12 protein-coding genes and 1 pseudogene are annotated in these 11,369 nt (G+C 70.1%); 8 read left to right on the forward strand and 5 right to left on the reverse strand.

Features of this window, described 5'->3' with window-relative positions; all coding sequences use genetic code 11:
* Positions 1–86: 86 nt before the first annotated feature.
* Positions 87–397 (reverse strand): annotated as a pseudogene (locus tag AB0L25_RS40425) (transposase); the annotation flags it as partial.
* A 619-nt stretch (positions 398–1,016) separates the two neighbouring features.
* Here AB0L25_RS40425 and AB0L25_RS40430 point away from each other — a divergent pair.
* Complete coding sequence (locus AB0L25_RS40430; protein WP_500178891.1) at positions 1,017–1,199, forward strand: hypothetical protein; 183 nt, start codon at positions 1,017–1,019, stop codon at positions 1,197–1,199.
* An 849-nt stretch (positions 1,200–2,048) separates the two neighbouring features.
* On the opposite strand, the gene AB0L25_RS40435 is transcribed toward AB0L25_RS40430, so the two are convergent.
* Positions 2,049–2,519 (reverse strand): hypothetical protein, encoded by a 471-nt coding sequence (locus AB0L25_RS40435; protein WP_500178892.1) that lies wholly within the window; start codon positions 2,517–2,519, stop codon positions 2,049–2,051.
* Between the two features lie 601 nt (positions 2,520–3,120).
* Here AB0L25_RS40435 and AB0L25_RS40440 point away from each other — a divergent pair.
* Complete coding sequence (locus AB0L25_RS40440; protein ID WP_500178894.1) at positions 3,121–5,247, forward strand: oxidoreductase; 2,127 nt, start codon at positions 3,121–3,123, stop codon at positions 5,245–5,247.
* A 54-nt stretch (positions 5,248–5,301) separates the two neighbouring features.
* On the forward strand, positions 5,302–5,541 hold the full coding sequence (locus AB0L25_RS40445; RefSeq protein ID WP_500178895.1) for an EF-hand domain-containing protein: 240 nt from the start codon (positions 5,302–5,304) through the stop codon (positions 5,539–5,541).
* A 64-nt stretch (positions 5,542–5,605) separates the two neighbouring features.
* Here AB0L25_RS40445 and AB0L25_RS40450 read toward each other — a convergent pair whose 3' ends face one another.
* Positions 5,606–6,700 carry a hypothetical protein gene (locus tag AB0L25_RS40450; RefSeq protein ID WP_500178897.1) on the reverse strand — a complete coding sequence of 365 codons (1,095 nt, stop codon included), beginning with the start codon at positions 6,698–6,700 and terminating at the stop codon, positions 5,606–5,608.
* A gap of 182 nt (positions 6,701–6,882) precedes the next feature.
* Here AB0L25_RS40450 and AB0L25_RS40455 point away from each other — a divergent pair, with 182 nt between their 5' ends.
* From AB0L25_RS40455 to AB0L25_RS40465, 3 genes are all read left to right on the forward strand, one after another.
* A complete protein-coding gene (locus AB0L25_RS40455; RefSeq protein WP_500178899.1) occupies positions 6,883–8,280 on the forward strand; it encodes a sensor histidine kinase in 1,398 nt (465 codons plus the stop codon).
* Positions 8,281–8,284: 4 nt separating this feature from the next.
* The gene (locus AB0L25_RS40460) at positions 8,285–8,944 is read left to right on the forward strand and encodes a response regulator (RefSeq protein WP_500178900.1); all 660 of its coding nucleotides are present in this window, start codon (positions 8,285–8,287) and stop codon (positions 8,942–8,944) included.
* Between the two features lie 62 nt (positions 8,945–9,006).
* A complete protein-coding gene (locus AB0L25_RS40465) occupies positions 9,007–9,132 on the forward strand; it encodes a hypothetical protein (protein ID WP_500178902.1) in 126 nt (41 codons plus the stop codon).
* A gap of 166 nt (positions 9,133–9,298) precedes the next feature.
* Here the strand turns inward: AB0L25_RS40465 and AB0L25_RS40470 are convergent, their stop codons facing one another.
* On the reverse strand, positions 9,299–9,757 hold the full coding sequence (locus AB0L25_RS40470; RefSeq protein ID WP_500178904.1) for an SgcJ/EcaC family oxidoreductase: 459 nt from the start codon (positions 9,755–9,757) through the stop codon (positions 9,299–9,301).
* 18 nt (positions 9,758–9,775) lie between these two features.
* Complete coding sequence (locus tag AB0L25_RS40475) at positions 9,776–10,363, reverse strand: hypothetical protein (protein WP_500178906.1); 588 nt, start codon at positions 10,361–10,363, stop codon at positions 9,776–9,778.
* A gap of 101 nt (positions 10,364–10,464) precedes the next feature.
* Here AB0L25_RS40475 and AB0L25_RS40480 point away from each other — a divergent pair, with 101 nt between their 5' ends.
* On the forward strand, positions 10,465–11,070 hold the full coding sequence (locus AB0L25_RS40480; protein ID WP_500178908.1) for a TetR/AcrR family transcriptional regulator: 606 nt from the start codon (positions 10,465–10,467) through the stop codon (positions 11,068–11,070).
* A 116-nt stretch (positions 11,071–11,186) separates the two neighbouring features.
* The coding region (locus tag AB0L25_RS40485) for a VOC family protein (RefSeq protein WP_500178910.1) at positions 11,187–11,369 on the forward strand (183 nt) is incomplete at its 3' end.

The raw sequence follows: 11,369 nt of genomic DNA on the forward strand, positions 1-11,369 counted from the left end.
ACCGACGTACTGTTCGTCATGCTCCGCGACGGCACCCCGTACCGACCACCAACCCCCTCCACAGCTTGACGAAGCACATAGGGGCACCCTTTGGCCGCGCGGACGCTCACCGAGTCGATCGCGCACCGCGACCAGTCCAGCTCACCGGCCGCGCCGAGCTCGTCCAGCAGGATCCGGTGCAGCTTGCCCACACCCGCGCGGCGCTCCACTCGGTGAACCGGCGGTGCACCGTCTGCCACGATGCGCCGAATGTGGGCGGGAGTTGGCGCCAAGTGCAGCCGGTGGTGGCCACGAACACGATCGCCGCCAAGACGCTGCGGTCGTCGGCACGCCGCCGCCCACCGCCCTGCGGCCGTGTCGGTGCAGGTGGGGCCACCCGCTGGAACAACTCCCACAACTCGTCCGATCAAGACACGGTCTTAGAGCCACCGGACCGCCCTTAGTTGAGAGGCAGCCTACTGAGGAGCTGGCTCCTGAAAGCCACGCTGGGAGTTACCCACGTAACTGATCTTGAACCGACCTGAACGAGTACGGGCGTCCCCGCGGGTCGTCGGCCAAGCATGCGGAACGAATCCCGACGGAAGCGGTGATCGGTTGAGGGATCTACAGACCGGGAGGCCAGGACACGCGACCGCAAATTGCGGCGTACCTTTTCGTTCGGGAAGGTACACCGTGGCCGTGAGATGCCTTGCGACGGATAAGCCTTCGCCAGCCCCCAAGAAGTGAAGGAGGCAGTTGAGGAGGAGCCGTCTCGGACCTCTTCAGGGAGTCCGTTCAGTTCGTACAGCGCGGCCCGAGCCGGTGAAAGGTTGGGGGATTGGACAGCGGCAGGAGGAGCCATCCTCTGGTACGAAGGCGAACCCCGGACCCCGTCTCGGCATGCGCGGACCGGTCCACTGTGGCGTGCCGCCCTCGTCGCAAGGACCGCCCGCCAGGTGGACGTACACGAGGTCGTCGCTCATGGGAGTCGGCATCTCAGCCTCAGCCGACGCCCCAGAGAGCCGTAAGATCCCGGGATGAGTGACGATGAGTGGGATCACCTCATCCGTTCGGCGAAGCAGGGCGAACCCGGCCCTTGGACGTGCCCTGAGTGCGACGAGTACGCCGTCGAGTCGGGCCAGCGGTTCGAGCAGGGCCGCGTGGTGGAGCACACACTGATGTGCTTCGCCTGCGAAGCAGAGGTCGTTGCACCTGCCTGAACTCGACCGTACAAGGATTCGGCGTTCCTTCCACGGGCATCGAAAGGCGAGGTGCTGCGCCTTCAGAGCCGTGGCGGCCCGGCGTGGCGCCGGGGTCTTCCGGGCCCTGAACGGCACCGGCGACCCCGTTGGCATCAGCCTCGTTCCCGAGAGCGGAGTCGGCGAAAGCGATCCCAACGCGCCGAACCGAGTGCCGCGGCGCGTGCGCCGCGGCACTCGCTCATGCCCGGTCGAACGCCTCTCCCCGGCAGTGTCCCGATGATGCGGACGTCGAGGGGAGGCCGGACGTCAGGACCGACGCGGCGCGATGTTCGTTGCGGCGGCCCCGTGTGTTCGCGCTCGCCACTGGGGCTGTTCCCGGGAGGCATTGCTGCTCTCCCCTTCAGCAGCCTGCTGCATCGCGGAGGGTCGCTTTGCTGATGCCCGACCCGCGCCGGATCGGCGGCGTGCGGAGTGCGGCCAGCATGATCGATTCCACTGCCCTGGAGCGGGGCGTCCAAGGGGGATGGACAGGCACGCGTGTAGGCCGCGGTCTGCTGGAGAATCTGGTTCTTCATCTCGAACTGCCGGTACGGCGCCGTAGCTCGGGCAGTTCTTTCTTCTCGGGGCTCGTCAGCCGCCCGTCATCGCTCTTCTCTCCGTCGTCGGCGTCGGGCTGGTTCGCCAAGTTCTGCATCTATCCGTGCTATGGGGAACTCGATCAGAGTGAATGTGTTGTAGCGCCGGCTACGGTTACCGGCACCGCTTTGTGTTGAACGCCGTCGGCGGCGGCTTTGGCCAAGGCCGGCGTCAGGGTCGTACGGTTCATAGCCGCCGCGGGCTGAGGGAGAGCGCGAGCTCACCGGGCTGTTACTGCGTCTCTCGGATCAGGGTCGCGGACTGGCCGGAGAACTCCACGACGGCGTTGTGCGGTGCGGCCTGCACCCACTGCTCGAAACCGTCCATGTTGCACTTGCTGTCGCCGGGGGGCTTGCTGCCGTCCGGGCAGGTGTCACCGGCGACGTAGAGGACGGTGGCGTTGGCGGTGAAGAAGGCGACGCCGTCGACGGTGAACTTGCCCGGCGCCAGGTAACGCAACCGTCCCCACTTGGACTCGATCTGCTGGCCGCCCGGCGTCTCGCTCGGAGGCTCCTGGGCCTCCGGAGTGTCCGACTCCACGGGGGACGAGGCGTTCGGCGTGGAAACGTCGGTCTCGCTCGGGGCGGGCGTGGAAGCGACGGACGAGGCGGGCGTCGGCGCCGCGGAGTCGCCGGTGCCGTCGCAGGCCGTCAGGCCGAGCGCCAGCGCCGCCGCCATGCCGGTGAACACGATTTTCTGCATAGGTGCCGCTCCCATCTCCGTGCGCAGCCCCTGTGGCCGCGTTGTAAAAGATGGGATGCGAGTGTGGTCCGGGGAGTTGGTGCGCCGGGCTGTGATCAGTCCGACCCGGTACGGCATGAACTCGCGCGCTTATGCGGACGTCCTAGGACTTACCGCAGCACGAAAAAGTTCGTGCAGTTTCGGATCTTTCACCGTCCAGGACGATCGTGAGGTCTCGCGCACGGGCCGAAGCGTTTGGTGTCCTCCGGGTTTGTGGTGTCGGGGTAACGGCTGTGCGTACCGGAAACCGTGTCACCGCGTCTGATCTGCCGCTTCATTCGTCGCTTCTGGGAAAGTCGCCAACGGATCTGCATCTGCGGATGCGCTTGTTCGCTCATGGGCGCCGGCAGACAGCGACGCGGGACGGTCATTCCGCATCGGCTTGTCACCGGGCGGACGTGCAGGAACTCGTTGGTCTGCGCGGCGGTTCGGACCATCGGCGCCTGCGGACCGTCGCATGCCGGTGCGTGACCGACGGCTCGGGCGGCGATGCGTCCAGGTGGCGTCTCGGTGAGCGAGAAGAGGCCGGGAACAATCAGTGTTGTGAAATAACTTCCTGCAGGTGGTAACCCGACAGCGAACGTTCCCCGCCCTCCTCTCGCCCGGCAAGATCGGGCCCATCGCGCTGGCCAACCGCGTGGTTCTCCCCGCGATGGACATGAACCTCTGCGAGGACGGCGAGATCCACCAGGCCGACATAGACCACTTCGCGGCCCGTGCCAAGGGCGGCACCGGACTGATCATCACGGGCTGCTGCGCCGTGGCGTATCCGGCGGGCTGCACCAGCCGCAAGGAGCCGGGTCTGTCCGAGGATCGGTTCATCCCCGGCCTCAGGGCGCTGGCCGACGCGGTCCACGAGGCCGGCAGCAAGCTGTGCGTGCAGATGGTGCACCACGGCAAGGTCGCCCGGATCGACACCCTCGACGGTCGACCGCAGTTGGTGCCGTCCGTCCCGAAGCCTCCCAGCGACATGAGCATGATGATCGACTGCACTCCCGAGGAGCTCGGGAAGATGGCCGCGATCCAGGAGGGGAAGAAGGCCGCCCACCGTGAGGCCACCCACGAGGACCTCGCGTGGCTGGTCCGGATGTTCGCGGAGGCGGCGGGCCGCGTGAAGGCCGCCGGTGGCGACGCCGTCGAGATCCACTGCGCCCACAACTACGTGCTCGGCGGGTTCTTGAGCCGCTACTCGAACCAGCGCACCGACGAGTACGGCGGGTCGCTCGAGAACCGGGCGCGGCTGTCGTGCGAGGTGATCCGTGCGGTCAAGGACGAGGTCGGTGACGGCCTCGCCGTCATCGTGCGGCTGGCGGGCCAGGAGTACGGCGAGTCCGAGGGGCTGACGCCCGACGAGGCCGCCCGTGCCGCCGCCATGTTCGAGCAGGCCGGTGCCGATGCCATCCACGTCACCGGCACCGCGCTCAACGCGTTCGCGAACTTCACCGACGGGCCGCTGCCGGACACGGTCGGCTTCTACACCGCCAACGCCGCGGTCGTGAAGCGTGCGGTGTCGATCCCGGTCATCACCGTCGGCCGCATGCTGCCCGAGGTCGGCGAAAGGATGATCGCCGAGGGCCACACCGATTTCGTCGCCATGGGCCGTCAACTGCTGGCCGATCCCGGTCTGGTCAACAAGCTGAAGGCCGGGCTCAGCGAGCAGGTCCGCCCGTGCATCAACTGCTACGTGTGCGTGCAGGAGAATTTCTGGGACGCCACCCCGCTGTGCGCGGTCAACCCCGCGCTGGGCAACGAGACGCTGCTGCCGTTCCCGCGCACCACGTCCCCCAAGCACGTCGTCGTCGTCGGTGCCGGTCCCGGCGGCATGGAGGCCGCACGTGTCGCCGCCGAACGCGGCCACCGCGTCACCCTGCTGGACAAGACCGACCGCCTCGGCGGAACGCTGTGGTTCTCGTCGCTGACCACCCCGGACAATGAGCGCCTGCTGAAGTGGCTCACCCAGGAGGTGCGGCGGGCCGGTGTCGACGTCCGGCTGAAGACCGAGGCCACCGCCGCGACGGTCGAGGCCCTCGCGCCCGACGCCGTCGTCGTCGCCACGGGCGCCGTGCGCGGACGTCCGAGCGTTCCGGGCGGCGACCTGCCCCACGTGCATACCGGTGACAGCCTGCGCAGCCTGATGACCGGCACCGGTGACGTCTCGGACCAGCCGCTGTTCCTGCGGGTCGCCGGCAAGCTCGGCGGTCTCACCGGTGTCACGAAGAGCCCCGGCAGGATTCGCCACATGAGCCGCAAATACCTCAAGTTCCTGCCGATGAGCAAGAACGTCGTCGTCATCGGCGGATCGCTCGTCGGTCTCGAACTCGCGGAGTTCCTCGCCGAGCGCGGCAGTCGGGTGACCCTGGTCGAGGAAGGCCGGCAGCTCGGTGTGCCGATGGCTATGCCCCGCCGCTGGACCGCCGTCAAGCACGCCAACGAGCTGGGCGTGCAGATCCACCGCAACGCGACCGTCGAGCGCATCACCCCCAAGGCCGTCGAGTTCACGGTCGAAGGCAAGTCGCGGTCCGCGCCGGCGAGCATGGTCGTCGTGGCGTCGGGCGTCTCGGCGGCGGCGCCGCTCGCCGACGAACTGGCCCGGGCCGGTCTCGAGGTCCACCTGGTCGGCGACGCCGCCGAGGTCAGCTACATCGAGGGCGCGATGCACTCGGCGTGGAAGGTGGCCACCGCGATTTGATCGCGGTGGACGGCGGTTACGATCGGGCCAGGCTTACTTCCAGGAAAGGTGATCATGTCTGATCGGTTCGAAGCGGTGTTCGCCCGGTACGACACCGACGGGGACGGGAGGCTCACGGAGGAGGAGGTGGCCGCGGCGGTCGCGAGCCTGTTCCCGGCGGCCGAGGTCGGCGACCTGTCACCGGTCGTCAAGGCGCTGTTCGCCGACTACGACACCGACGGCGACGGGTCGTTGTCGGTGGCCGAGTTCGTGCCCCTGGTGCAGAACCTGCCCGAACTCGACTCCGCCGGCTGACGCCCTGCCGCGCGGGGCCGGGCGCCCGCCGTTCCCGTCCCGCCCGGGTGGGCCGATCTCGACCTCAGTGCTCGAGGGCCTGGCGGAGTTCGTCGGTGTCCACGCCGAGCGAGGTCAGTAGCGACCTGCATTCTCCGGGCTCCGCGGCCAGGACGGCCAGGAGGTGGCTGGTTCCGGTGGACGGGTCCTTGCGCTCGTGGCAGTGCAGGCGTGCGCGGGTCAGGAGCCGTGTGGTCTCCTCGTGCATCGTCGGGCGGAACGGAACCGCCGTGTCCGGTTCGGGGAGCGCGTCCATCATGGCGGCGAGCGTGACGCCTCGGTCCCGCAGCAGTTCGGCGCCCTTGTTCATGGCGGTCCACTCGTCGCGGAGCCGCAGCCCGGTCTCGGCGAGCTGGTCGTCCAAGGCGAGCATGCCGAGCAGGAGGTGAACGGCGGTCACCTCGGAGTGCCCCAGCCGGACGGCCTGGCGTTCGGCCTCCAGGCGCACCGTGGGGATGACCGGCGACCCGAAGCCGCCGCCGGACAGGGCCCTGGCCAGGCGGCCCCAGTACATGCCCCGCTTGTTGAGCACGCCCATGTTGCGCAACGCGGCGGCGCCGTCGGGGTGCCGCGTTCCGTCCTGGCGCGCGCTCGGATGCACCTCGAGCCTGGCGATGAGATCGTCCCGGTCCATTCGCCGTTCGAGCAGCGCCTCGCACGCCCGGTTGCCGCGGTCGTGCAGCAGTCCCATGAGGAGGTGGGACGCGTTCGCCCGCGACACACCCAGTTCCCCGGCCCGCAGGAGCGCTTGGGCGAGCGCGGTCGTGAGCGCACCGGTCGGCCGTGGCGGCACCTCGTCCTCGCTCGCCGCCCACGCCGCTTCGCGCAGCAGCGCCGCGGCGGCGTGGCCGCCGAGGGGCGCGCCGTCGGCGGCGCGGTCCTCGCCGGCCCAGTGCTCGGCGCCCTTCGCCTTGATCATCCCCATCAGCGATCCGGTGTCGCGGACCTTGGGGGCCAGCAGTTCTTTGGCGGCGGACTCGCCGTCGAGCAGCGCGTAGAGCACGTTCTCGGTCCCCACGTTCGACCGTCCGTCCCCGATGGCCCGGCGGAACGCCTCGACCAGGATCTCCCTCAACTCGCGCGAGGCGTCGGCGGTGGCGGTGTGCGGTTCGGGCCGCATGTCGGTCCTTTCGGTCGCGGGCTCGGTGAACGGTGGTTTCGATCACCGTTCGACAGCCTAGGAACGCGCGTCGAACCGGGGCATGTGCCGATCGGCCCCGACCTCATGGCCGATCGGCCATCATGTCGGAGTAGATCGTCCAGACCCGGCATATCGACCGGCCGAAGGTGAGGTGCCCGCAGTTGCCTGCGCCGTCCGGATGGGCCCGTACTCGCGCGGCGGACGCCGTCCGCGAGGCGCGGACCGCGGTGCTTTCGGCGCCGCGGCATGTGGTGGCCGCCGAGGTGGCGCTCTTCCTCGTCGCGCTCGCCGCCGGATTCCTGCAACTGCTGTGGTCGCCGCCGTCGCCGGCCCGGGTGGCGGCCGTCGCCGCGAGCGCGTGCTGGGCCGCCCTGCTGCTCCCCGCCAGAAGGCACTGGCCGTTCGCGGCCCTCGCGGCCACGGCGCCGGTGCTCGCCGGCGGGAACATCGGGGCCACGGCGGTCCTGCCGATCGTCGCGTACGCGGCGGCACGGCGCGTCCGTCCCGCCCGGCGCCTGTGGACGGTCGTACCGGCGACCGCGGCGGCCGGGCTGCTCCTCGGCCTCGTTGTCGAGCGGGACGCGCCGGACGGACTGGGAGCGGTCCTCGCCGGGAACGCGATCGGTGTCGCCGTCCTCCTCGTGTTCCCGGCGCTCGCCGGTGCCCTGCGGGGTCGGCGCAGGCCGCGCGTCCGCCTGCTGCGCGAACGCAACGCCTACCTGGAGCGGGCCCAGGGGCTGGCCGCCGACAAGGCGCGCATGAAGGAACGCGCGCGCATCGCCGCCGAGATGCACGACATGCTCGGCCACCGGCTCAGCCTGATCTCGATGCACGCGGGCGCGCTCGAACTGACGGCGGCACGTGACGCGCCCGAGCTCAGCGGCCAGGCCGAGCTGCTGCGCACCTCGGCGTCCACCGCGATGAGCGAGCTGCGCGGCATCCTGGGGGTCCTCCGCGATGTCACGGACGAAGCCCCCGAAGCCGAACGCAGCGGGACCCGGGCCGACATCGCCGACCTCGTCGCCGAGTCCCGCAAGGCGGGTGTCGACGTGGAGCTGGTGTGGCCCGGCCCCGACCTCGCCGGCGCCGATCCGCGGACCCGCCATGCCGTGCACCGCGTCGTCCGCGAAGGGCTGACGAACGTCCACAAGCATGCCCCGGACGCGCGTGCGAGGGTCGAGGTGGCCCTGGAAGACGACCGGGTACGCGTCCGCGTGACGAACGGCCCCGTAGCGGACGCGCGCGGGCGCGCGCCCGGTACCCGGCAGGGACTCATCGGCCTCGAGGAACGGGTCGCCCTGCTCCAGGGCGCGCTGACCACGGGCCCCACCCCCGAGGGCGGCTTCCAGATCGCAGCCGACCTGCCCGCACGCCCGTCCGTGCCCGCCGACCCGCCGGCGTCCGGGGAGGGACCCGTGCCGGTCGAGGTGCCGCCCCCGCTCGACGCCGAGGTGCTGACGATGCCCCGCGTCCTCGGCGCGGGCTGCCTGGGCGCACTGACCGCCGTCCCGGTCGTCGCCGGGCTCGCCATGCTGATCGTCCTCGGCCTCCTAGAATGATCCGGTGATCCGGACCCTCATCGCCGACGACGCGACGCTCATGCGTGCCGGAATCCGCCTCATCCTGGGGCACGCCGACGACATCGAGGTCGTCGCCGAGGCCGAGGACGGGCCCGCCGCGGTCCGCGCGTGCCGCGAGCAGGAGATCGACGTCGCCCTGCTGGACGTGCACATGCCCGGCGGGGACGGACTCACCGCCATCGCCGGCATCGCCCGGGAGTCGCCGCGTACCAACATCGCGATGCTCACCGCCTACGACGACGACGGCAACGTCGCCGAGGCCCTGCGCGCCGGGGCCGTCGGGTTCCTCCTCAAGGACACCGCGCCCAACGAGCTGATCCGCGCCGTACGCGTCGCCGCCACCGGCGAGTCGATCCTGGCGCCGCAGATCACCCGCCGGCTCATCGAACGCCACCTCGTCTCCGACTCCGGCCCTGCCGAGGCGGCGGCCAGGAGCCGGATCGAGCGACTCACCGACACCGAACGCGACGTGCTCCGCCTGGTCTCGGCCGGGCTGTCGAACGCGGAGATCGCCGAACGGCTCTACATGGCCGCAGGCACCGTCAAGGCGCACATCAGCCGCATCCTCACCAAGCTCGACTGCGCCAACCGCGTCCAGGCCGCCATCCTGGCCCACGACGCCGGTCTCCCCGCGAGCGACTGAACCCGCCGAGCACGACCGGCCGCGTGACTTTCCGGCTCTGCGCGGGTGGGAAGGTGCGGAGCGTGGGCACGGGCGACCGCATTGCTTTCGGCAAAGCCACCACCGGGATAGACCTGGACGAACTCGTGGCCAAGGCGCACTCGCTGCTCGCCGACGAGACGGCCGCGCGCCGATCGAAGGGTTCGTAGGAAGCCCAGCCGAGGCAGCGTCGGCTGATCCGGTCCCACCAGCCGACGACGGCCCGGCCGCCGCGCGACTGGACCAGGTCGACCATTTCGTCATCGGTGATGGGTCCGCGCCATGTATAGGAAATCGCGTTGCTCACCCGGGCAGCATCGTCCCGGCCACCTCCCGTTACCTTCCGGGGCCGAAGACTTGTCTGCCGGCCTCGGCCGGCTCCACCTCGTCGTCGGGGGCGGCCATGTTCTGGCAGGCGGTCAGGCGCCATTCCCCCTCTTCCTTCGACAGGATCCACAGCGGGGTTCCCACGTCCTGGCCATCAGGCGTCCGGTACACCTGGCGCAGTTTGACGGCGGCGACGTCGGGACGGATGAACAGCACGTGTTCCAGTTCGAACGTGACGGTCATGTCCTGCATCCCGTTCGGAAGCACCTGGCGGGTGAACGCCGCGATCTCATCGAGGCCGAAGAGGCGCTTGCCGCCCCCGGTCGTCCAGATCGCGTCAGGCCGGAACAGGCGGAGGAAGTCGTCGGGACGTTCGTTGTTCTGGGCGTCCTCCACGGCCGCCACAATTCGCTCGATCGCTTCGATTTCGGCTTCGCGCGCTCGCACGTCGGCATTCATCGGGTTCATGGGCACCACTCTCCGACCTCAAGCGCGATCGAGGTCAAGGGCACCGTGCCCGTCCGCTCGCGTGGCGCGGCCCAGGCGGATGGCCGAGATCAGGAAGAAGACGCCGCCGGGGATCGCGTAGCCGGCCGCGTTGGTCAGCGTGGGGTTCTCGGCGGAGGCGCCGATGATGAACGAGCCGCCCGCGAGTACGGAGACGGCACCGCTGACGATCATGGGCCACTGGCCGCCCATCGTGCGGCGGGTCAGGCCCACGATCAGCTGGACCAACCCGGCCACGACCGCCCACGCGCCCCACACCCGCAGGACCGCCGGGATGCCGGACGCGCAGGCGGCGGCCACGCCGACGGCGGTGAGCGAGCTGACCGCGATGTTCGCGTACAGCAGCGCGGACGATCCGGTGGTGCGCGACGCGCGGGCGTCGATGACGGCGGCGGCTGCGTCGAACAGCGGGTACAGGACGAGCAGAGCGACCGCGAGCGGCCCCAGTTCGGAGGCGGTCGTGAACATCGCGAGGGCCCAGACGACGGCGAATCCGAAGCGGGCGAAGTACAGCCGCCGCAGGGCGGAAGCGGTCCCGGCGATGCCGGGCGAAGCGAGCGTGGTCACGGGGGACCTTTCCTAGGTAGAACGAACGTTCTGTCTTGCTAACCATCGCAAGGGCGCCGCGTTCCGTCAAGACCGAACGTTCTACTCGCTAGGCTGGCGGCATGAGCCAAGGACCCGAAGGCCGCCCCTCCGAGGCGCGTTCCCGCCTGCTCGGCACGGCGACCAGGCTCTTCTACGCGGAGGGGATCCACTCGGTCGGGATCGATCGGATCGTCGCGGAGGCCCGGGTGACGCGGGCCACGCTCTACCGGCACTTCCCCGGCAAGGAAGACCTCGTCCTCGCCTATCTGGCCGAGGTCGATCGGGGCATGCGCGCGCAGGTGGACGATGCCGTCGCCCGCGGGCTACCACCGGCCGACACCGTTCGGGCCATCGGCGAGTCCATCGCGCAGGGCATCCGGTCCTCCGGTTTCCGCGGGTGCGCCTTCCTGAACGCCGTCGCCGAATACCCCGATCCCGATCACCCGGTGCACAAGGCCGTCCTCGCCCATCGGCAGTGGTTCCTGGACACCGTGACGGAGTTGCTGGCGCGCATCCGGGAGACGCCCGCCGGGCCTGCGGCCAGGCACTTCGTGATGCTGCGCGACGGCGCGATGGCCGCAGGCTGCCTCTTCGACCCGGACCTGGTCTGCGAAACCTTTCTGGACGGGGTCGAAGGTCTGCTGCAGGCTCGTGCCGCGGGCGGCCACGGGGGGCCGCCTGCCTGAACCTTGCCGCGCGGTCGGCTGGAATTCGGTGTGCCGCCCGTGTCGAGAATGCGGGACCGGCTCCGTCCCAGCTACATCAGTGGCAGCGGCGGCCGCGCGAGGAGGAAGGAACCGGCATGACGATCCTGCGGATGGACAACGTCCTCATCGTTGTCGAGGACATCAAGGCGGTGACCGCGTTCTTCACCGAGCTCGGCATGGAGCCGGAGGGCGAGACGCTCGTCGAGGGAAGTTCGGTCGACCGTGTCGTCGGGCTGGACGGCGTCCGCGCCGACATCGTCATGCTGCGGACCCCGGAC

The sequence above is a fragment of the Spirillospora sp. NPDC052242 genome (assembly GCF_040679555.1).
Classification (GTDB): domain Bacteria; phylum Actinomycetota; class Actinomycetes; order Streptosporangiales; family Streptosporangiaceae; genus Spirillospora.

What these genes read in the sequence shown, in the direction of transcription:
- AB0L25_RS40430 (WP_500178891.1), top strand. Translation starts at nt 1,017, where the DNA reads ATGAGTGACGATGAGTGGGATCACCTCATCCGTTCGGCGAAGCAGGGC.
- AB0L25_RS40435 (WP_500178892.1), bottom strand. Translation starts at nt 2,519, where the DNA reads ATGCAGAAAATCGTGTTCACCGGCATGGCGGCGGCGCTGGCGCTCGGC.
- AB0L25_RS40445 (WP_500178895.1), top strand. Translation starts at nt 5,302, where the DNA reads ATGTCTGATCGGTTCGAAGCGGTGTTCGCCCGGTACGACACCGACGGG.
- AB0L25_RS40450 (WP_500178897.1), bottom strand. Translation starts at nt 6,700, where the DNA reads ATGCGGCCCGAACCGCACACCGCCACCGCCGACGCCTCGCGCGAGTTG.
- AB0L25_RS40470 (WP_500178904.1), bottom strand. Translation starts at nt 9,757, where the DNA reads ATGAACCCGATGAATGCCGACGTGCGAGCGCGCGAAGCCGAAATCGAA.
- AB0L25_RS40480 (WP_500178908.1), top strand. Translation starts at nt 10,465, where the DNA reads ATGAGCCAAGGACCCGAAGGCCGCCCCTCCGAGGCGCGTTCCCGCCTG.